13 protein-coding genes are annotated in these 22,252 nt (G+C 41.6%); 9 read left to right on the plus strand and 4 right to left on the minus strand.

Annotated features, from left to right (window positions below):
• Positions 1-60 precede the first annotated feature (60 nt).
• Positions 61-1,785: a transglycosylase SLT domain-containing protein gene (locus tag ACIQXH_RS13740; protein ID WP_403124058.1), complete on the plus strand. Its 1,725-nt coding sequence runs from the start codon at positions 61-63 to the stop codon at positions 1,783-1,785.
• Positions 1,786-1,822: 37 nt separating this feature from the next.
• On the opposite strand, the gene ACIQXH_RS13745 is transcribed toward ACIQXH_RS13740, so the two are convergent.
• Complete coding sequence (locus ACIQXH_RS13745; RefSeq protein ID WP_403124060.1) at positions 1,823-4,027, minus strand: PA14 domain-containing protein; 2,205 nt, start codon at positions 4,025-4,027, stop codon at positions 1,823-1,825.
• Between the two features lie 263 nt (positions 4,028-4,290).
• On the opposite strand from ACIQXH_RS13745, the gene ACIQXH_RS13750 reads away from it, so the two are divergent.
• The 5 genes from ACIQXH_RS13750 to ACIQXH_RS13770 all read left to right on the plus strand — a co-directional run bounded on the left by ACIQXH_RS13750 (position 4,291) and on the right by ACIQXH_RS13770 (position 11,490).
• A complete protein-coding gene (locus tag ACIQXH_RS13750; protein WP_403124063.1) occupies positions 4,291-6,435 on the plus strand; it encodes a S8 family serine peptidase in 2,145 nt (714 codons plus the stop codon).
• A 203-nt stretch (positions 6,436-6,638) separates the two neighbouring features.
• Complete coding sequence (locus ACIQXH_RS13755; RefSeq protein ID WP_403124066.1) at positions 6,639-7,691, plus strand: C40 family peptidase; 1,053 nt, start codon at positions 6,639-6,641, stop codon at positions 7,689-7,691.
• A gap of 104 nt (positions 7,692-7,795) precedes the next feature.
• Positions 7,796-9,529 carry a M14 family zinc carboxypeptidase gene (locus tag ACIQXH_RS13760; RefSeq protein WP_403124068.1) on the plus strand — a complete coding sequence of 578 codons (1,734 nt, stop codon included), beginning with the start codon at positions 7,796-7,798 and terminating at the stop codon, positions 9,527-9,529.
• Between the two features lie 198 nt (positions 9,530-9,727).
• Complete coding sequence (locus tag ACIQXH_RS13765) at positions 9,728-10,654, plus strand: LCP family glycopolymer transferase (RefSeq protein WP_403079650.1); 927 nt, start codon at positions 9,728-9,730, stop codon at positions 10,652-10,654.
• A 428-nt stretch (positions 10,655-11,082) separates the two neighbouring features.
• Positions 11,083-11,490: a hypothetical protein gene (locus ACIQXH_RS13770; RefSeq protein WP_403079652.1), complete on the plus strand. Its 408-nt coding sequence runs from the start codon at positions 11,083-11,085 to the stop codon at positions 11,488-11,490.
• 172 nt (positions 11,491-11,662) lie between these two features.
• Here the strand turns inward: ACIQXH_RS13770 and ACIQXH_RS13775 are convergent, their stop codons facing one another.
• Together ACIQXH_RS13775 and secA2 are read right to left on the minus strand one after the other, a co-directional pair.
• Complete coding sequence (locus ACIQXH_RS13775) at positions 11,663-12,547, minus strand: accessory Sec system S-layer assembly protein (protein ID WP_403124074.1); 885 nt, start codon at positions 12,545-12,547, stop codon at positions 11,663-11,665.
• Positions 12,547-14,922, minus strand: coding sequence for an accessory Sec system translocase SecA2 (gene secA2 / locus ACIQXH_RS13780; protein WP_403124077.1), 2,376 nt, complete (start codon positions 14,920-14,922; stop codon positions 12,547-12,549). The genes ACIQXH_RS13775 and secA2 overlap by 1 nt, the downstream gene beginning before the upstream one ends.
• Before the next feature lie 252 nt (positions 14,923-15,174).
• Here secA2 and ACIQXH_RS13785 point away from each other — a divergent pair, with 252 nt between their 5' ends.
• Positions 15,175-15,822 carry a C40 family peptidase gene (locus ACIQXH_RS13785; protein ID WP_403124281.1) on the plus strand — a complete coding sequence of 216 codons (648 nt, stop codon included), beginning with the start codon at positions 15,175-15,177 and terminating at the stop codon, positions 15,820-15,822.
• Positions 15,823-15,886: 64 nt separating this feature from the next.
• On the opposite strand, the gene ACIQXH_RS13790 is transcribed toward ACIQXH_RS13785, so the two are convergent.
• Complete coding sequence (locus ACIQXH_RS13790; RefSeq protein ID WP_403124080.1) at positions 15,887-17,212, minus strand: hypothetical protein; 1,326 nt, start codon at positions 17,210-17,212, stop codon at positions 15,887-15,889.
• Positions 17,213-17,734: 522 nt separating this feature from the next.
• On the opposite strand from ACIQXH_RS13790, the gene ACIQXH_RS13795 reads away from it, so the two are divergent.
• A complete protein-coding gene (locus ACIQXH_RS13795; RefSeq protein WP_403124082.1) occupies positions 17,735-20,698 on the plus strand; it encodes a YhgE/Pip family protein in 2,964 nt (987 codons plus the stop codon).
• An 87-nt stretch (positions 20,699-20,785) separates the two neighbouring features.
• Positions 20,786-22,207, plus strand: coding sequence for an alkaline phosphatase (locus tag ACIQXH_RS13800; protein ID WP_403124085.1), 1,422 nt, complete (start codon positions 20,786-20,788; stop codon positions 22,205-22,207).
• The last annotated feature ends 45 nt before the right edge of the window (positions 22,208-22,252 follow it).

Consider the following 22,252-nt stretch of genomic DNA (forward strand, 5'->3'; position numbering starts at 1 on the left):
TCATATATTTTCTGGTAGAATACTAGTAACATAGACTATTTTACTAGGAGGTTACATTTCTTGATACAAGCTAAAAAACTTTTCCTTACCCTCTGTACCCTTTTTCTCTTCGTTGCCATTGTACAGCCAAGTTCAACGCATGCCGTTTCCAAAACAGAGACCGCAGTCGCCAATGCGGAAAAGGCAGCGTCCACTTTATATACGTTGAGTTATCTCCCTGGTAAAGCGACCGGGAAAAACCTGCCTGAGAAAGAATATAAATCGGCAAACACCAAGTATGCGACAGCTCTAAAGGAAGTCAATAAGCTATCCAACGGCAAGGCGAAAACAAAGTATAACAACCGCCTCAAGAAAGTGAAGACAAAAGTGGACACCGGAAAGGTTTATATCGCCGCGGTTAAAGCCGGAAAAGAAATAGACAAAAAACGGATGAAACTAGAAAAGGCTTTGAAAACCGGGCCCTACACGCAATCCGCTCATACGGCATACCTTTCCCTTATAGCCACCTTTGATAAGCAATCCATTAAGGTCACTCAGGTAAAAGGAACCAAAACAAAAGAAAAAATGAAATCACTGTATATCAAGCCTGTCGAAAAGCATAAAAGTGCGCTACAAACGGTTTCGACCGTGAAACAGGCCATTAACGATACCAAGAAAAATATGAATGCCACTAGCGCAAAGATCCTGCCATATTATAAAAAGGTCATTCTCCATATCGATACGATTTCCAATGCAAAACAAAAAGCACAGCTAAAGAAGGAATTCAGCGCAATTCAGAACGGCCTTGCCAAGAAGAAATTCCCGAAGAAAGATCAACTTGGCGAATGGGTTGCCCTCCAATCTGACTATGATAAGGTAGATGGCCTTATCTCCCGAGGAAAGTCAGATGCAAAGGTCCCGCAAATTCATGATTCCATTATGAAAAAGATAAAAGCTCTTCCTTCTGAAAGAAACTTATTGGAGCAAAAACTAACGACCATCATGTCCGACATGTTTCTAAGCACGAAAGAATTAAAAACCTTGCTAACGAAGAAGGCAATCGAAAAGAACATTCCACCTGAGGTTGTTAAAGCCATTGCCAAAACGGAGAATGGAAAGTGGCACCAATTCACGAATGCCGGCGACGTGTTCACAAGTTCGGATAATGGGTACGGAATCATGCAGATCACGCCCCAATCCAAAGAAGACAAAAGCTATGATTGGGATAAAGTAAAGTATGATACGGAGTATAATATTCAGGCCGGCGTGGAAATCCTACTAAAAAAATGGGACTATGCTAATGCGAAGAGGCCTGTTTTGCCTAAGGTCAATCGCTATAAAACAGACATTCTTGAAAACTGGTACTTTGCCATCATGGCCTATAACGGTCTATCCGAACGGAACCACCCGGCTGCAAAGGCTCCTTATCAGGCAAAGGTCTATCATTTGATTAATCAACAAGCCTTTGTAAATCCGTATATCTTCACCAAAGATGATGTGGATATCAAGGTTAGCGACAGCATCCTGAATTTCCAAAATAAGCTGTCTTATCAAACACCTAAACAAACAAAATCCACCCAGCTCCATAAAAAAGGAGCTTCATTCACGTTAAAGAAGGATACGCTATTTAGAAATGAGCCTTCGACAACCAGTTCCAAAAAGCAAACATTTAAAAAGGGAACGACATTCAAAATTGTAGAAAGCTCCATCGAAGACAATAATGCCGCCAACTTGTTCAATTGGTACAAGATCCAAGTATCAGGTTCGAAAACGACTTGGTATATCGCCTCTTCCAATGTTCAATAACGAAAAAAAAGGTACCCGAGTGGTACCTTTTTTTCGTTTATTTATAACTCGGAACATCATACACGACCGTATAGCTATTGAGTAGAGAATAAAGCTCTACATAATTTTTGGTCTGCTTAACGGCCCAGCCAATATCACTGGCATATTGATGGGTGGCATACCCTTTCTCCACCAACTGATCTGGATTCCATCTCATTTTATAAAGCGTATCCTGACCGGCATAAATATAGTTTTCCGCCGCGAATTGCGCACCTTCCACGATGGCCTTGCTTGGGGTTGTCCAGCCTTCATTGAACGCCCTTCTTGCACCACACTCCAAAGCGCAGCTATCATAGGCACCGATTCCGTACATATTGTAAACCTTGGCTTCATAATCCTTCGCATCATCCGCCAATACAACTATCTCTTTTTCCTTATTGGCTGCATAAACGATGTTGCCTTTGCTGTCTTTTTTCGTTTTCACTTTGATTCCCTTAGCCAGCCTTGAGGACCCTCTGCCCGTTTCAAGATTAGCATGGGAAATGAGATAGATTTCGTTCACGCCATACTTGAACCCAGCCTCTAAGAATGAACTTGCTTGATCTTTCAAGATCCCCTTATCATGGAGGATTTTTTGATTGATTTCACTTTCATTCAGTGCGGAGAACATTGATAGTTTAGCAAATTGATAATAGGACGTATCCGATTTCGTAAAGTTACTCGGATCCATATAATACTTCGTATCAGCTTTGGAAGCACTAACCCATCCCGTTGCAATTTTATAATACTTCTTCTTATCGATCGTTTTATTATCTTGGATCGTCACCTTCGCGTTCTTCGATAACGAACCTAATTTCCTGGAGTCCGTTGTAATGATGTTGACCTTTTCCTTCGTTGTCCCGCTCGTCTTCGTCGAGGCAAGTTTCACGCTGCTTGCAGGGATGAAGGCTTCATATTTTTTATCCGTTTGCGGGTTAGTCGACATTTGCTTCGACAGGGCGGAATCCAACGTCACATTATACCCGGACTTTGCTGCCCTGGTTATATTCGATTTCTCTTTTAAATCAACCTTAACTTTAGCAAACCCCGTATTGTCATAGTACTCCACTTTGATGACATGAATGCCTGCATCCAATTTCATCTCTATGTTAAAAGGATGTGTTCCATTTTTCCATTGATCTACTTTTTTCGTTCCATCTACATATACCCGTATCCCATCATTAGCACCGCCTGATAAGATATACGTACCCGAGCTTGTCAGCTTTGTCCGTTTCTCGAATATTGCTGAAAAATGATTGGTCGGGATTCCAGTGGCTGGCTTTTTCGTGCCCCAATCATAGTCCAATGTAGCGGCACTTTGATAGACCTTGTTCCCCGTCAAATCCTGGTTACCATATAAGGTCACTGCCCATCTTTCTAACGGTGTAACCTTTTCCGATTCCTTAAGATCGACTTGTAATTGCGCACTTCCACTTTTATTATAGTATTCTACTTTTATCGTATGAGTCCCTTTTTTCAACGTGAGGTTCTTTTCGAAGTTACGCGTGCCATCCTTCCACTCGTTTACTTTCCTTACGCCATCCACATAAATGCGGACGCCATCGTTCGCTTTCCCCATTAACACGTATTTCGTATCTTTTTTCACGACCACTTTCTTTTGATAGATGGCCGAATATGTACCTTTTGCTATTTTATCAACGGGGGCTTTTGAACCCCAAGAAAATTTCAGATTGCTAGCCGTGGTACTTACTGGCGTTCCCGTGAAGTTAGAACTTGGGAAAAACAAGCCCGTCCATTTGTCTGTTGGGATGGTCTCCGGTACCTTTTCAACGTCGGCATTCAAGTAGGCATTGCCCTTTTGATCATAATATTGCACTTCCACCTTATGATCTCCCTTTGCCAACATAAGGTCCTTCTTAAATGAATGAGAACCGTCTTTCCAATAGTCTACTTTCTTCTTACCATTTACATAGACTCTGACACCGTCATTCGCTTTTCCGGAAATACGGTATTTCGCGCCCTCTTTGACCGTAAGCGTTTTCGTCAACTTAGCGGAAAATTTATTGACCGGAATCTTTGCTGCCGGGGATTTAGTGCCCCAGGCAAAATTGATATCACTTACCGTCTTCTTGACGGCGGTTCCTTTGAAGTTAAGTTTCGGATAATACGTTACGCTCCATTTACCACTGCTTGCCTCAGCAGTCGTCCCTGAAAATCCTCCGCTTGAAAATAACACCAATCCTAAGGTAACTACGCCAACCATTAACCACTTTGTTTTGATAATTAACTCACTCCTAGTCCAATTTTATCGATATACTGTTAATAATATCGTATATATACATAAATTGTTAAGAAAAATGAGTAATTTTAGCATAAATAGGGTACTAACCACCTAGGTTGAATCACTCATAGACATTTTTAGAGGTGATTCGACATACTTCTCAAAAGGAAAATACTAGGTTACGCTTCAATCCATGATACTATTTAGTTATGAATCTTCTAGAACAACTCAGGAGGAATATGTTAATGAAAAAATGCATTCCCATGCTCTTTATCCTTCTATTCTTTTCGACGGACTGGTCACATGCCTATGGTTCCGAAATGAATTCGAAGCCGAATGATAATCAAAATGAAACGTTTCCTTCCACCACAATCTATCAAACTGAACAACTAATCATTAAGTTCGATAGGGAGACTACTTATAACGTTAAAGAATCCATATTACAGAGCATTCAAGCAAAAGAACTCCAAACCATCCAAAACGGAAACTTCACCCTCATTTCCCTCCATGAAGGAATGGATAGGCAAGAGGCTATCACCTCTCTTAAAAAGTGGGATGAGGTAGAGGCGGTAGAGCCCAACTATAAAGTGAGGACGAGCTATATTCCTACAGATTCGGGTTACTCCAAACAATGGTACGCAAAGAAAATCAATATGGATACAGCTTGGGACCTAACCAAAGGCTCGCCAGACATTAAAGTGGCCGTCATTGATGCTGGCATCCAAGCCACTCATCCCGAACTGAAGGACCACATCATCATGCCATTCAATGCTGTTACCGGGAGCAACAAAACGCTACCTTCGAGTGACCACGGTACCCATGTTGCCGGCATTATCGGTGCTTCCCTAAATGGAAAGGGAATCGCTGGGATTGCCCCAAACGTCAAGATTATTCCGGTCAACGTATTCAGTGAAAATGAGGCGGATATTTTTACGATTATCGACGGAATCGATTATGCCGTTAAATCTGGGGCCGATATCATCAATCTAAGCCTGACAATGGAAGATTATACAGAGGTATTGGATTACTCCATACAAAGTGCGTGGAAGAAAGGGATACTCATCGTAGCTGCAGCCGGAAATGAAGATACAAAGACTGAACAGTACCCGGCGGCGTTAGATCATGTATTAGGCGTCAGCGCCACAACAAAACAAGATAAGAAAGCTGATTTCTCCAACTATGGTACATCTATCGATTTAGCTGCACCTGGTCTGGATATCTACTCCACCGTTCCTTGGAATTCCTATGATGTCATGAGTGGGACTTCCATGGCAGCTCCAGTAGTCAGCGGCGTGTCCGCATTGGTTTTATCGAAGAACCCATTCCTTACTCCAGTAGAAGTGACAGATATCTTACAAACATCCAGTAAGGACCTTGGAGTAATGGGCCGAGATGATTTCTATGGATATGGCCGTGTCGATGCCTATAACGCATTGACCCATACTCCAGGACCCTTATCAAAGCTGACGACATCAAGCCAAACACTGATCGAAGACGGAACGAATTCCCTTTCCCTTTCGTTCAAGGCAAAAAAGGGAACGAGTATATCCGTTTTCATTCATGATGCCAACAATAAACCCATCCGGAAACTTGTGACGAATAAAAAGTCGGACGGGCAGGTCTTTTCAACGAAGTGGGACGGGAAATTGGATAATGGTTCCTATGCTCCTTCCGGGAAAGTGAAAGTCACTGTGAAGATTTCCAACAAGAAACATAGTGTTTCCAAGAGCACGTATGTCACGGTAAAAGATGAGGTAACGCCTGGCCTTGCTTTCGGCAAAAAGTCCCTCATCTACTCGCCTGTGGTTGGCAAACAGGTGAAAATCCCTTTTTTTCTTAATAAAAGTGCAGTAGTAACAGCCTTCATCGTGGATAGGAACAAGCAAAAGATAGATACCCTTTCAAAATCCAAAACATTTAAAGGTGGAGACAATTCACTTATATGGAATGGGGAAAACACCAGCAACAAGCAAGTAAAGGATGGAACCTACTCCCTTGTTATATCCCTGGCCGATGTCAATAAGCGAATGGGAAAAGAAGAGTCGTTCACGATCATGGTGGATAGCAAAGCCCCGAATGCTACCTTGGAAAACTCAGGCACCACTTTCAATATGACGGGGACGTCTTCCATCCGTACGAAAATAAAGATAAAGGAAGCGGCGGTTTCTTCCACTTCCATCATTGACTCAAAGGGTGTCACCGTGAAAAAGCTTGCAACGAAGCAACCCTATCAAAAGGGTAATCATACAGTTGCATGGAATGGGCGGGTCACCAATAATTCCTTTGCCAAGGAAGGAAACTACCGCTTCCAGGTGAAGCTTGCTGATGAAGCTGGAAATACCCGCACCATAAAAAGCAACCCTTTTACAGTAGTCGACAAAAGAAAATGACGGGGACCGAGACAGGTCCCCCTTTTTATGTAAATGAAAAAGAACTCATATTATAGGAGAAAATCACAGGAGGATAATTACCATTTTCCAACAAAATAAACCAGTGAATTTATCCCATTTTATCCATGTAACACAAATGTAATATAATTTTTTCCATTTAGTTTGTTAGAATAGGGAAAAAGACATGTTAGAGGTGGAATTACGTGAAAAAGAGTATCGTTGCAATTTCGACATTAGCCGTCCTATCTTCGACTTTTGTTTCTCCAGCCCTTGCCAATTCGTATACAGTAAAAAGCGGTGATACCTTAAGCAAAATCGCCCAAAAACACAAAACGACCGTAAAAGAGCTAAAACTACTTAATAACTTACAATCAGACATGATAAAGATTAATCAAAAAATAATTACATCTAAATCCCAAACAACCACAACCAAAACAAAAGCATCAACAGCTTCTGTTTCCGTAGAAAAGACAAAAAACTCCACCTATACCATCGTGCCTGGAGATACACTAACAAAAATCGCCAACAAACATAATCTTACGCTTGCTGAGTTAAAGAAATTGAACAACCTTAACTCCGATACGATTTATGCCGGTGATAAACTGATCGTATCCAGCACGAAAACAACCACGACCATCGATTTACCGAGCAATGCCAAACCAGCGAACGTTTCAACACCTAAAGCCGACGTCACTTCGAATACATATATCGTTGTAAAGGGCGACACTCTATCAAAGATCGCTAAGCAGGCAAACATAACAGTAGCTGACCTTAAATCATTCAATTCCTTAACCTCCGACATCATTAGAATCGGTCAAAAATTATCCTTGGTTAAATCGGCAAACCCAGCTTCAACAGTGGAAACTCCTGAAAAAGTAACAGATTCAGGCAATAAAGTGGATACCCTCATTTCCGAGGCGAAAAAGTTAATCGGTACCCCTTATTCTTGGGCAGGAGCTTCCCCTTCAGGATTTGACTGTAGCGGATTCATCTACTATACGTTTAAAAAAGCAGGTTATGAAGTATCAAGACTATCCTCTTCCACCTATTATGATATGGGCAAAAAAGTGTCATCGCCAAAAGCCGGCGACCTCATTTTCTTTGCAACCGGATCTAGTAAATCCGTCGTCAATCATATGGGCATCTATTTAGGGAGTGGACAATTCATCCATGCTTCATCAAGTAACGGAATAGAAATTAACAACGTTTCCCACACTTATTACAAAAGCAAAATCGTAGGCTATAGAAGTTTATAATCTCTTTTTACCAGACTACAATTTTGGTAGTCTGGTATTTTTATGCTTTTTTACATATTTTTTATGGTAATATGGTTAATATTAACTAGAAAAGGTGGCGCACCATGACCAAATTTCATATATTTCTACTATCTCTCCTCTTACTGTTTGGGACTTTCGTATTTTCCGAATCTACTTACGCGCAATCATCATCCATTGTTAACCCTAACCAAACCTACTCTTATGCCAACATGCAAAAGGATATCAAGAAACTAGAAAAGGCGTATCCTGGCCTCATCAAACAAGAAATCATCGGGAAATCCGAGTATGGCCGGAACATTTATGCAGTCTCTCTCGGAAAAGGGGAATCCACGGTCTTCCTCAATGGGTCCCACCATGCCCGTGAGTGGATTACAACCAATCTTAATATGAATATGATAGATAAATATGCATTAGCCTATAAAAACAACACCGGCGTCAACGGCTACAATGTCAAAAAACTCCTGAACGATACAACGATTTGGTTCGTACCAATGGTCAACCCGGATGGAGTGACCTTACAGCAATCTGGCCTGAAAAGCTTTGCAGCCAAGGACCATGCAAAAATCATTAAAATGAATGGTGGCAGCAAGAACTTCAAACGCTGGAAAGCCAACGGAAAAGGCGTCGATTTAAACCGTCAATATAGTCCGAACTGGAAAAACCTTGGCGGTCCTAAGAGTCCCTCTTATAAAAATTATAATGGACCAAAGGTGGCTGCCGCATCCGAAACGAAAGCCATCCTTTCCTTTGTAGATAAAATTGATCCAGAAATCGCGATTTCCTACCATTCGAGTGGACAAATCATCTTCTGGAAGTATCAGCAAACGGGAAGTCGCTATACACAAGACGCCCATTATGCAAGCAAACTGAGTAAAATCACCGGCTATAGCCTGGTTAAATCAAAATCATTCGGCGGTGGTTTCAGTGACTGGTTCTCTACTGTGGAAAAGAAACCAGCCTTCACCATCGAGGTGTCTCCTGCTGTCGGGGAAACACATGTCCCTCTTAGGAATTACGCCAAAATCTGGAGTCAAAATGCAAGTATCGGCCTATATACCGCACAAGAAGGGTACAAGCTTTTCGATTCCCGCAAGGCTACAGCCAGTGATAAAGTGACCAAGCAAATCAAAACATACAATAAGACAGCCGCAAAACTGAAAAACTATTACTCTACCGACATTAAAAGCGAAAGCAAATTGAAAGTGACCAGCGCCCATAAGTCCCTGTACGATAAAACGAATAAAGAAATTAAAAAGCAAGAAAAGGCCATCGCCAAGCTTCCCGCAAAATACCGTACAAAGCCAAATGCAGCCTTAAAAACGACTAAATCCTATCGTGATAACTCTCTGGCCTACATGAATGCTATTCATGCTGGAGACGACCTTATTCAAACAAATAAGAAACTAACAAGATACCTAACAGCAGGTACTCTGAATAGCACAACGTTTACTGCTCATGACAAATTGGTCAAACAGACCGATACTACCGAAAATCAGATCAATAAATTGTTCGGAAAGACTGTTCGAAAACTGGCCACGGCCAAATTTGTCACGCCTGCAAAAAGTAACAATAAGGATATCGGTTATGATCTTGCCCGATATGAGTTATTAGTAGAAACGGAAAATCAGTTAAACGAAGGGCACTACGATATGGCCAAAGAGAATCTCATGAAATACGAGACATTGCCTTCCACTCATTCTTTCGAAAAAACGGAGACCAAATTGGCTAGCATGGTACAAGCGATTGAAAATGAACTATTACGAGTGCAACAAGAACAATCTGTGGAAGAAACCGAAAAAGATAAGTTGCCTAAATAAATTCATGGGAAAATGGCGAAGGGAATCTTGTTCTACCTTGATCCCTTCGCTTTTCCAGATGAATATAGGTAAAAATTATCTGCGAATACAAAAAGATACTATTCTTTTTTTTACTAAAAAAAGGTATATTAGATATACTAATTAGGCCTTTTTTCACCTTTCCATCGAGTAGCGGAAACAGAACAAGGAGGAACAAACATGAGATCCGATCGCAATAAGAAGAAAAAGAAACGGAAATCACTAAAAATATTCGGGTTCATCCTTCTTATCCTTTTCATCGGTGGCGGTGCTTATGCAGCATCCGTATACCAATCCTTGTTAGGAGCGGTTAACACCATGAAGGGAACAGAACATAAAACGGATAAACGCGTGGAAGATATAACGTTTAAAAAGCAGGATCCCTTTTCATTACTCATACTTGGGGTAGATGAAAGGAAAAATGATAGCGGACGTTCGGATACCATGATCGTCATGACCGTAAATCCCAAGAAAGAATCGATTCAAATGTTGAGCCTCCCTCGTGATACACGTACGGAAATCATCGGAAGAGGCACGACAGAGAAAATGAACCATGCCTATGCGTATGGTGGCATTACCATGGCCATTAACACCGTTGAATCCTATTTGGATATACCGATTGATTATTATGTCAAGATGAATATGCAAGGGTTTCAGGACATCGTCAATTCAGTTGGCGGCATCACAGTCAATAATGATATGGCCCTCGTCTACAAAAAGTACAGCTTTGCAAAGGGAAACATTGATTTGAATGGAAAAGAAGCGTTAATTTATTCCCGGATTCGCAAGGAAGACCCACGAGGTGATTATGGACGCCAAATGAGACAGCGACAAGTTATCCAAGCCGTCATCAAAAAAGGCGCAAGTTTGTCCACACTGACCAATTACGATGATATCCTTGACGCAATCGGCAAAAACGTAGAGACCAATTTGACCTTTAATGAAATGTTAAGCATCCAGAAGAACTACAAATCTTCTCTCAATAAAATAGATCAATTCACATTAGCGGGTGACGACCAACGAATCGATGGTCTTTGGTACAATATCGTTTCCGACGAAACAAAACTAGAAGCTCAAAATCGTATAAAAGCACATCTTGGAATCTAATGAAGAAAGGGCGGAACTTTACCAGTTCGCCCTTTTTCTCATTCCACCATGGATGCTAAATCCCTTTCATTCTATTAATCAATCGTTTGATTAACATCTTTTCCACTGTAATTGGAGTCACCAAATCCGCTCACTATCTGGAAAACTTCTTCCTCTTTTTTATGAAGGTACGTGATTTTTATTCCATATAAATCTCTAAAATTTTCTGACTCCTATGAAAAAACACCGAAAAATTCTATCAAATTATTGATGTTTTTCCATATAAAAGAATTTGGTAGTAAAAAACCAGAAGAATATTAGAAGTTCTTCCTAATTGGTATTTTACCAATTAGGAAAAGATAGGTATAATAAGAAATGATTGAATTATTAGAAGTATATTTATAGTATTGGTATAACATTGAACTTTCACTGGAGGGAACAAGTAATAAATGACTAATCAAGAAGAAACGAATAATCTTTTACAGAAATTGCAGGAGAATCCTCCTAAAATTATTGGCGGTTACAAAAAGCAAGGTTGGGCTGTAAAAACTTTAGAGAAAACGAGTAATCCTGATGTCGAGGAAGAAGAAAATAATCTGGTTACTGCTAAATCCGTATTGAAGGCAAGTGATGAGACTTACTATCCAGCATTCTTGACGTTGAATATGGAAAATAACGGCCAAATTATAGGTGCTTATCTTATCTCCGAAACTGAAGAAGAGTTCGAGTTAATTCCTTTTGAATTAGCCCTTCCGTATACTGGGAAAGAAGAAAGTGAACTTCTACCCTTTACTTATCGTACCCTCGTTCAAATTGATGGAGATCAAAGTCAAAAAAATTGGCCTGATTTTTCTTAATTCCTTTAAAAATATCTCTATAAAACTCTTATAAAGTAAGCAAACCCGAAACAAGACACTCTCCATGAGAGTATCCTATTTCGGGTTTTTCTTATGAAGTAAAAGAAATGACCCCACTTATCATAGCGGAGTCATTCAAAAACATTCAATCAAGCCCTATATTCCGTATACGTCACACAGAACTTGGCGGATATACTTTCCAACGGGATAGGTCAGGGTTTTTCTTTTTCACAAGCTCTCCTGGGAAAATGAAAGTCCATGGCTTACTCGTATTGGCCTTCACTTCGAAATCATCGAGAGAGAACCCACCTTGGCACACTTGATCTCCATTGCCATCCTCTACAACCAGAGGAAGCTTCTCAATCTTAATTTGTTTTTCACTACCGTTTCGGATCAAAACCGTTACAGCCAACTGTTCGTTATCCTTGAACTTAGCTTCCAGACCCATGAAGTTCACTTCGCCCTCGTTAAGCTTCGGAAGTCCTGCAACTAGCTTTCTCAAGTTCTCTTGTTGAGCCTCTGGAAGCTGTTCTTTCCAAAGGGGGGCCAAGTCTAGCTCATGCTCTCTCTTCTGGTTCTTCAGCTCAAAAGCGATTTTCCAACCTTCATCAGGTATAGCCCTATCCAAGATATCAGGCTCTTCGAACAGGAAGCGCCATGGCACACTTGAAAGCGCCGGGATTTCTCCCATCGTTGATAAATCGAACGCCTTCCTGGCCAATGTTTTTCCATTCTCATCGAGCAATAGCAAATCAATGACCTCGAAGCTAACAGCTCTTTCTAATGTATTACGTAGAAAAGCCAAGATGACTACATCATCTTCAACCCTCGTTAATTTGACGCCAGAAATTGAAATCTGGTTTGGTTTTAATGAAGGTAATTGTTGATGGTGAAATTTGAAAACATATTCTTCTTGTTTGGAAGATTCCCAATCCTCATGGAATACCAGTGAAGTATATACCGCATCCTCCTCAGTCGAGATAGCCTCTTCAGCTGAGGCTGTATTAACTGTTTTCTCCGTTACTTTCAATTTATCTTTTTTCCCGAATAGACCCATTAATGATTCTCCTCCATTTCGTCCTCATCCTGCGAACTTTTTACATATTCCATAAAGTGAATACTAATCTCTGATTGGATTTTATTTAATAGGTTATTGAACTGGCTCAGCGCTTCTTTGTCAAACAGCATATAAGGATCCTGTTGGCCATAGCCACTTAAACCGATTCCTTCCTTCACCCTATTCATCTCGTCTAGATGACTCATCCAGTTCGTGTCGATCTGTTGTAACATGTAGGCACGTAATTGGCTCCCCCACTCCGCATCTTCCTGTAACGTTAACAATATAGGTTCCATCTCGGCAAGTGCAGCAAGTGCTTTCTCTTCAATTTCAGAACCATTTAAATTCTGCAAATCACTTTCCTGCCAATCTAATGATAAGATCACAAGAGAAAGTTCATCAATAACAGCTTGTACATCCGGTTCTTCTATCTCTGTGGAATAATGCATCATGACAATTTGGTGGATATAATTTTGGATATATTCCTTTAAGATTGTAAACATCTGATCAGGTTCCATATCTAAAATCCGATCTCTCATCGAATAAATAATCTGGCTTTGCTCATTCAAAGGATGCTCTAATTTCAATAAATGGGTACGGCTTGATTGGTGAGTTTGCTCAATCGTTTCCTGGACCATTTTCACAAACTTCTCCGGAGACGGACTTAATACCAATCCAGTATCATCCGTCTTGACCTTCTTCATGTACTTTTCAGTTTCTTCTTCATCATAGTAGGAGAACAGATCATCTTCCAAGGAAATGATAAATTGGGTAGAACCCGGGTCCCCTTGACGTCCTGAACGGCCCCGTAACTGCATATCGATTCGATTGCTTTCATGACGCTCCGTCCCAATGATTTGGAGCCCGCCCAATTCCTTCACATCTTCATCCAGCAAGATATCCGTTCCTCTTCCTGCCATGTTAGTTGCAATCATTACTTGTCCTTTTTGCCCGGCTTTGGTGATGATTTTTGCCTCATCCGCTTCCGTCTTCGCGTTAAGAATTTGATGATGAACCTTTTCCCGCTCCAAATGGATAGAAAGCTTTTCTGACTGTTCTATCGATGTAGTACCGATTAGGATCGGTCTACCTTGTGCATGGATCCGTTTCACTTCTGCAACGATCTTTTTATGCTTACTTGACTCATCTTTAAAGATTAGATCCGGTTCATCCACACGCTGTATCGGTTTATTGGTTGGAATTTCGATAACAGGCAGTTGATATGTCTCCCAGAACTCCCCTTTCGAAGGCATGGCACTCCCAGTCATCCCCGAAAGCGAATGATATAAACGGAAATAGTTTTGAATCGTAATCGTTGCTTGCGTTTCATTTTCTGCGGAAATCTCCAAGCCCTCTTTCGCCTCGATGGCTTGATGCAGTCCTTCACTAAAGCTACGGCCTTCCATCACCCTGCCTGTGAACTTATCTATTAAGGAGATCTCTCCATCCTTGACGATATAATCCACATCCAATTTCAAGATGGCATGCGCTTTAAGCGCTTGCGTTACATTGTGCAGAAGGTCTTGATGTTCTATATCGTATAGGTTATCGATTCCAAATGCCTTTTCAATCTTTGTTGCACCCTCATCTGTTAAAAAGGTTGCCTTCGATTCGTTAGAAATCTCGTAATCTACCTTTTCTTTAAATGTCTTCATGATTTGCGCTGTGATATGGAACAACTCAGCGCCTTCGCTTGATTGTCCGGCAATAATTAAAGGGGTCCTAGCTTCATCAATTAAAATACTGTCAACCTCGTCGACAATCGCAAAATGATGACCTCTTTGCACCTTTTCCTCTTTTCGGAAAACCATATTATCACGCAAGTAATCGAAACCGAATTCCGTTCCCGTCCCATACGTAATATCGGCTGCATAGGCTTCCCGCTTATCACTTGGAAGCATCTGAGAAATATTCAAACCGACTGTCATGCCCAAAAACTCATGGACCTCGCCCATCAGGTCTTTATCCCGGCTTGCCAAATATTCATTGGCCGTGATGATATGGACGCCTTTTCCTTCCAATGCATGCAAATAACTTGGCAAGGTCGCTACAAGGGTTTTCCCCTCACCCGTATTCATTTGGGCGATGGCCCCTTCATTCAGAACAAAACCACCTATAAGCTGAACGTCATAGTGTCTAAGACCTAACACGCGTTTAGAAGCTTCCCGGACTACAGCAAAGGCTTCAGCCTGGATATCCATCAAGGACTTTCCAGAAGCTAGTAAATCCTTGAAATGGTCCTTCATTCCCTTTAATTCTTGATCTGAGTATTTTTCATATTTATTCTCTAATTCATTCACATTATCTACAAGCTTATAAATCCGCTTTAAGTCTTTAGAACTCTCATTAAAGAACTTTTTCATACTAGTTAGCATGGGGTTCTCTCTCCTATTTTTTCAATTAAAAACTAGTGTAATTATATCATATATAGTTATATATTGGAGACTTAGCATTAATTACCTACAATAAGTAATAACTAGAATAAAAGGTTTTTTTAGCTGATTTCTTCCTTCTTTCGACCTTTGTAACAGAAATGTAATATAAAATGTCGTTTATTGTAACATGACTATAATACTATATAACTACCAATTTATATTAGTTTCAGGAGGAAAAATCCATTGAAGAAAATGTTAAGTTGCCTTGTCGTCGCTGCCGCCATATTGATATCGCCATTACAGCATCAAGCTTCCGCTAACATAGGGGACCAAACTCTTGAACCTGAAATGAAACATTCCGACGTCCGCCAGCTTCAAAAGCTTCTGAAGTTCAAAGGATATTTTAAACCTTCTGGTTCATATTCCAATCATTACAATGAATCAACGACCAAAGCAGTAAAGGACTTTCAAAAAGACCATAAGATAAAGAAAAGTGGTATAACCAACCGCTCTACCTTCAATGCTCTTGGTGTATATAACATAGATAATGAAGCGTTACTAGAAACAGCAAAGAAATACAAGGGTGTCCGTTATAAATGGGGTGGGACCTCTCCGAAAGGGTTCGACTGTTCCGGTTTCATCTATTATGTCTTTCAAGAATCACAGGATATAACGATGCCACGTACGGCAGCGCAATTATATTCCCAAGTCGGCTTGAAAACATCCAAACCTGAACCCGGCGATCTTGTATTCTTCAAAAGCGGTAAACGTGTATCACACGTTGGGATATACATAGGTGATAATCAATTCATTCATTCGGCCACTTCAAAAGGAGTCAGCATAGCAAGTATGGATAACTCCTATTGGAAGCCGAAATATCTCGGGTCAAAAACCCTATAAAAAAACGAAAGCTGGCTCTCCGTCCATGAGTGCCAGCTTTCGTTTTTCCATCTATTGAACAATACTATTGCTTGACCGAAGTGATGACCATTTTGCTAAAGTCGTCTTTTTTATAATCAAAGCGATGATTGGTGATATAAATAGTTTTCCTTTTCAAGTCCCCGGTAATGAAGGTCTCTCCATACTCTCCGAATATATGACGAGCTACCGAAATTTTTGAGATGACGTTTCCTTTGCTATCAAGAACCGTGACATATCCATCTGTCCGATCTCTTTTCCCTTCAGCATGATAATTGTTCACATAAACCTTGCCGTTCATGACCAAACCATTCATAAGGGACCCCGTAATCGATTTATACCAAGCGATTGAACCATTGGCTTTGAACTTAAACAGCTTCTTCCCTCTTTCGACATAGACTTCCCCATTGTCCGTCATCATGGCATGTTGGATTGTAGTATCGTCCATACTAGGCATTTTTGTTTTCTTAATAAGTTTTCCCTTAGCATTCATTTTGTAATAATAGCGCGTATCCAAGAAGATGCTATCATTCTTATATTCAAAAACCTTATTGACCAGCTCACCACCCATTTTGACTGTACGGATTCGTTTTCCGTTCTCATCAAAAACGGAAAGGATATGATAGATATCTTCTGTCGCCCCATCCCAATAAGTGGCTTTCATAAAGGCATGGTTTCCTGAACCGATTAGTGAAACGTTCACTAAATTGACCTCATTATCCTCTTTTGCCAAAGGATATATCTTATACTTCACTTTCCCTTTACTCGTGTACATCGTTACCGTTGTGTTTATCCCACTTGAGTGAAGATGATAGACGGATCCACTGAAAATATGAAACTCTCCTTCTCCGGCCTCCAGCTTGAATTGTTGCTTTCCTTTTGTAGAAATCTTATATAATGTCCCCTTAGTTGACTTTACATAGATATTTCCCTTTTCATCTACCTGATGAATCTGCAATTCTTGACCGATGTTATGAGTCCACAGCTTTTGCCCTTTTGGGTTATAACCCGTAATCTTACCCTTTGAGTAATTCAAGGCTAGGATAGTCGGGGCGGTCGAAGTACCACCCAGATCAATCTTCTCGGCAGTCAGTTTCCATTTCCCACTTTTCTTTCCCGTTTTCGATAGTGATAGGATATTTTCTTTGTATTTACCATCTACCTTTTGATAACTCCCAACTAACAGCGACCCATCCTTTTGAACGATTGGCTCAAATAATGCCCCCCCATTAAGGGAAACCTTCCAGTTTTCCTTTGCTATTGGCGTCGGAGTTTTCTTCGCTAAGGTTTCAATCGGGAATAATGAACTTGCCAGAAGCATGATGGTCATAAGTAAAGTTAACCTGTGCCTGCGTTTTGATTGACTATGCATCTTTTAACCCCCTTCAATCCTTTCTTCTTCTCCTATTATAATATACTCCGTGTTCAAATTTACCATAAATATACTTAAATAGATGTTATGTCCTATCAATCGACTCATTCCGCCCTACCTCCCTTAATCATTTTTGAAGTGCAGTTTCCTTACATTAATACGATTTGATACGCTTTCTATAGAAATATTTTTTATTTTTTTTACTTTTTTACAGTAATGTTTCTTTGCACTTTGTAAAATAAGCACCTATTTTGACAAACTGAGCGTTCCTAGAAAATGAATGAATGTCCATTCACTACTCACTTTTTAGCGAAAATCTAAGATAAATCAGACTTTAGGTTCTAGTATCCATGATAAATATTACTATTTTATGATACTTTTATCCTAAAAACTACCCAAAATCCCTTTTTTAGTTGTCATTAATAAGAAGGAATTAGAATAAATAGTCAGAATATACTTATAAAAGTTGATTGGACGGCTCCCAATCAGCTTTTATAAAATTTTATAGGTAGGGGGTTATGTATGAAAGATTCAGGATTTCAGTTTGGTGGCTCCCAAAATAGGACGGGATGGATTATTGCCATCATTGCTGTCTTATTAATCCCATTCATCTATGCAGCAATCATTCTAACTGCAAAATGGGGGCCATATGACAATTTATCCAAATTACCTGTCGCTGTCGTCAATAAGGATGTAGGTGGCACTTCAGGCGGGAAGCCCATTAATGTCGGCAATGATTTAGTGGCTGAGTTGCGGTCTGGCGATACCCTCGGATGGGAATTCGTTGATGAAAAGACCGCTAAAAAAGGGTTAGAGAATACCGATTACTACATGGTCATTGAAATTCCGGAAAATTTCTCACAGAATGTAACAACGGTCTTGGATGCAAATCCGGTAAAACCCGAACTGATCTATACTCAGAATGAAGGGTTGCACTTCATGGCTGCCCAAGTAACCAAAAGTGCTACAGAACGTATTCGGGAAAGCTTGGCTGATAAGGTGACCGCCACTTATACAACGAGCTTGCTCAATCAACTGGGTGATATTGAAAACGGTTTCACAGATGGGGCGAATGGTTCTCAAAAAATCAATGATGGAGCCGGAGAACTGAAAAATGGTACCGCTCAAATCCTTGATTCCTTGAAACAAAAGGCACCAGACATCGCAAGACTTGCAAGTGGAGCGGCAGAATTAAAAGCTGGAACGAGCGTCATGTACAGCTCTCTTTCTGGTAAACAGGGAGACATCGGCAAATTAGCGGATGGAGCCAAACAGGTAGACAATGGAGCTCAGACCTTAAATGGTGGGGCTAGAAAATTAAATGCTGGGGCCACTGAGTTAAACGCCGGAGCAGGCAAGCTTAATAATGGGGCTCAAGCACTGAATAGCGGTGCGAACCAAGTCAATGATGGGGCCCAAAAACTCGATGGCGGTATTAGTCAGGTTAACGATGGCGCTCAAAAATTGAATACGGGCGCTACTACTCTAAATGCCGGGGCTCAGCAATTAAACGGTGGGGTTACTCAAGTCAATGATGGGGCCCAAAAGCTTAATGGCGGGGCCAACCAAGTCAATGTTGGAGCCCAGAAATTAAATGAGGGGGCCACTTCTCTAAATGCTGGTGCTGCTTCTCTGCAAGGTGGCGCAAGTGAAGTGAATAACGGCGCTCAAAAATTGAATAGTGGAACAAAAGAATTAGTAACTGGAGCCACTACTTTGCAAGGTGGCGCGAAGCAAGTATTAGATGGTTTAACAAGTGCCGAGACAGGAAGTAATTCGTTGAAGGCTGGTATTGCCACTCTTGCTGAAGGTAGCAAAGGGCTTTCTACAGGTGCTGATGGCGTGAACTCTGCGGTGAAACAATTATCTCCAGCCGCTAGTAGTGTTGCAACAGGCTTGGCCCAACTTGCTGAGCAAGTACCTGAGCTTAAGGCAAGTCCGGATTTCCAAAAGCTATTAGCAGGAAGTCAACAGGTCGCCGGCGGATTGGGGCAATTAGCTAACCAAACGCCTGGTTTAGTATCGGGAGCTGCTCAAATAAAAGGTGGTCTAGCCGATGCTTCAACAGGTGCCAACACTTTAGAAGCTGGGTTAAATACCTTAGTAGCAGGACAAAAACAAGTGTACGCAGGAACACAGAACTTAGCTAAAGGTGCAGGAGACCTATCTGCTGGGGCTAGTCAGCTAGCAACAGGAACGGGTTCATTGGCACAAGGCACCTCCACTCTTGCGGCCGGCACAGCAAGCTTGGCATCCGGTAGTAAAGAATTAGCTACCGGGGCTGGAACATTGGCTTCTGGCAGTAAAGACCTCGTAGCTGGCACTGGCACGCTCGCTAAAGGAAGTAAAGATCTTGCAGCCGGAACCGGAACGCTTGCTAACGGCACTAAAGACCTTGTGACTGGAACCGGAACACTTGCAAAAGGAAGTAAAGACCTTGCAGCTGGAACCGGAACTCTCGCTAAAGGCAGTAAGGATCTTGTAGCCGGGGCTGGCACGCTTGCTAACGGTACAAAGACCCTTGCTTCTGGAACAAGTACTCTAGCGGAAGGTGCCGGTAAGCTTGCCGCTGGAACGGGCACGCTTGCTGCAGGTAACCAAACTGTGAAAGCGGGATGGAACGACCTTACAATTGGTGCAAACAAACTGGATAACGGAATGACGCAAGTGAGTGACGGCACGAAAACCGTGAAAACAGGTTGGGGCACTTTATCCGATGGTGTCCAACAAGTAGACGGTGGTGTCGGACAAATCAAAGATGGCAGTAAGACATTGACAACCGGCTTATCTGGCGGTGCTGATAAATTAAGTGCCATTAACACGGATGAAAAGAACATTGCCATGTTTGCGGCACCAGTGGAATTAAGTGGAAAGTCCATCAATACATTCCCTGGATATCGTTATGCTAATGCTCCATATATCCTTTCGTTAGCATTATTCGTAGGGGTTTTGGTCATGGCTTGTCTCTTCAACTTACAATTGCCAGCGGTGACAGAGGGCTCCGCATTTAGATGGTACGCGATCCAATTCAGAAACATGGCAGTGCTTGCGATAGCCCAGGCGCTCATCGCATCTGTTTTCGCTTCCTTCTATTTAAAATCAACCTTTACAAACGGGATCATGTTAATCTTATTCTCGGTATTCATCAGCTTAACCTTCTTGGCCATCGTGTTCTTCCTAGTGGCTTTAGCTGGAAATATCGGGCGCTTCATCGCTTTTGCATTCTTGGTTTTACAGCTATCCACAACAGGTTCAAGCTTACCAGTTCATATGCTTCCAGAAGGATTGCAAACATTAAGTAATTTCTTACCACTTACGTACTCGATTAACGGCTTTAAATCTATCATCACTCTTAATAACTATGATTTATTCTGGTCAAGCGTCAGCGTTCTTGCCATATTCCTTGTCTTGTTCGCTGCCCTTTCCCTGGCTGTTATTTGGTTCAAGTCCGGTAGAAATTCAGAACGTGCAGATGTTGCAGCATAAAAGTTTTTACCTTCCTGAAATTCAGGAAGGTTTTTTTATGGGTTTCTACAGATAATAGAAAAACATACATCTAATGGAGGATTCCACATGACTAAAAAAATCAGAAGCATTCAACTATTCATATGCCCGTATGGTCTAGCACTACTATCCCTCCTCCTCATTTGCCTGGCTAACCCGATTCATGGACAAGCTCAAAAGCCTCCCAAAAATGTAATCCTGCTCATTGGCGATGGCATGGGTGTAGGGGCCATCGAAATTGCGCGCCAATTCGAATATGGTAAATCCGGGGTGCTTCATATGGAAAAGTTAGAACATGTCGCCCTGATGCGCACCTACTCCGCTAATAATTATGTGACCGATTCAGCAGCCGGAGGGTCAGCCATCGCCACTGGCATCAAGACCAATAACGAATCAATCGGGGTTGACTCGGCTGGTACAGAGGTGGATAGCATTCTTGATGCCTTTCAAGCACATGGAAAAAAGGTTGGGCTCATTTCCACTAATATGGTCGTCGATGCCACCCCTGCGGCTTTCGGGGCCAGCGTAAAAAATCGCTGGACAGGTGGTTCCCAGATTGCCCGGCAGCTCTTTGATCACCGGATTGATGTCATTCTTGGCGGTGGAGCTTCCTATTTCGAAGAGGAACGGCAAAATGGCGTCGACCTGGTCTCCAAATTTAAAGAAGCTGGTTATGCGTTTACGGCAAATAAGGAAGAACTTGCTTCCGTTCAACACCCTAAAAAACTGCTAGGACTATTCCACCCTACCTATATGAACTTCAAGCTGGATAGAGAAGTAGTCCACTCACAGGAGCCCACGCTCTCCGAAATGACGGCAAAAGCGCTTGATGTCTTATCTCAAAGTGACAACGGATTCTTTTTAATGGCGGAAGGGGCGCGTATCGATTCCACGGAACATGCCGCAGACTATACAGGAATTTGGAACGAAACGATTGAATTTGACCAGACGGTAAAGAAGGCTGTGGAGTGGGCAAAAATAAGGAAGGATACCTTGATAGTCGTGTTGGCTGACCATGAAACGATGGGAATCTCCGCTTCGGAAACGATGGATATCGCTGCATTGAAAAAAATCAAAGTATCCACTCAGTATATGGCCAAGCAGCTTACCTTTGATAAAGACAATAAGATTGAACCAAAAAGCGTTATTTCCGCATTCAAGAACTATGCCCATATCTCTCTTACACCTGAAGAGGCTCAACAATTCATCGATCACGTAAGAAGCAATAGAACGCTTGTCTACCCGCAGCACAGCATCGATTGGGAAATTGGCAGTACCATCGCCAAGCATTATAAAGCTGGAGTAGCGGACAGAAGTATACGTGCAGCCAGTTCGACAGGAGGGCACACCGCCAATATGGTACCTGTCTTTGCAACCGGACCTGGAAGTGAGGCATTCGACGGCGTACTCGACAATACGGACATCTCACAAATCATTGCCAAAGTGGCTGGCGTACCCTTTACCCCAGGCCAACAATTATCCCAAAACTAGGGTTGATACATAGTCAGCCCTAGTTTTTTTATATTTCATGCTTTA

Source organism: Peribacillus sp. NPDC097225, from assembly GCF_044761955.1.
GTDB lineage: Bacteria > Bacillota > Bacilli > Bacillales > DSM-1321 > Peribacillus.

Excerpts from the sequence above, each read along its gene's own strand:
- ACIQXH_RS13765 (WP_403079650.1), top strand. The coding sequence starts at position 9,728 with ATGAGATCCGATCGCAATAAGAAGAAAAAGAAACGGAAATCACTAAAA.
- ACIQXH_RS13800 (WP_403124085.1), top strand. The coding sequence starts at position 20,786 with ATGACTAAAAAAATCAGAAGCATTCAACTATTCATATGCCCGTATGGT.
- ACIQXH_RS13745 (WP_403124060.1), bottom strand. The coding sequence starts at position 4,027 with ATGGTTGGCGTAGTTACCTTAGGATTGGTGTTATTTTCAAGCGGAGGA.
- ACIQXH_RS13775 (WP_403124074.1), bottom strand. The coding sequence starts at position 12,547 with ATGGGTCTATTCGGGAAAAAAGATAAATTGAAAGTAACGGAGAAAACA.
- ACIQXH_RS13790 (WP_403124080.1), bottom strand. The coding sequence starts at position 17,212 with ATGCATAGTCAATCAAAACGCAGGCACAGGTTAACTTTACTTATGACC.
- ACIQXH_RS13750 (WP_403124063.1), top strand. The coding sequence starts at position 4,291 with ATGAAAAAATGCATTCCCATGCTCTTTATCCTTCTATTCTTTTCGACG.
- ACIQXH_RS13795 (WP_403124082.1), top strand. The coding sequence starts at position 17,735 with ATGAAAGATTCAGGATTTCAGTTTGGTGGCTCCCAAAATAGGACGGGA.
- ACIQXH_RS13785 (WP_403124281.1), top strand. The coding sequence starts at position 15,175 with ATGTTAAGTTGCCTTGTCGTCGCTGCCGCCATATTGATATCGCCATTA.
- ACIQXH_RS13770 (WP_403079652.1), top strand. The coding sequence starts at position 11,083 with ATGACTAATCAAGAAGAAACGAATAATCTTTTACAGAAATTGCAGGAG.
- secA2 (WP_403124077.1), bottom strand. The coding sequence starts at position 14,922 with ATGCTAACTAGTATGAAAAAGTTCTTTAATGAGAGTTCTAAAGACTTA.
- ACIQXH_RS13760 (WP_403124068.1), top strand. The coding sequence starts at position 7,796 with ATGACCAAATTTCATATATTTCTACTATCTCTCCTCTTACTGTTTGGG.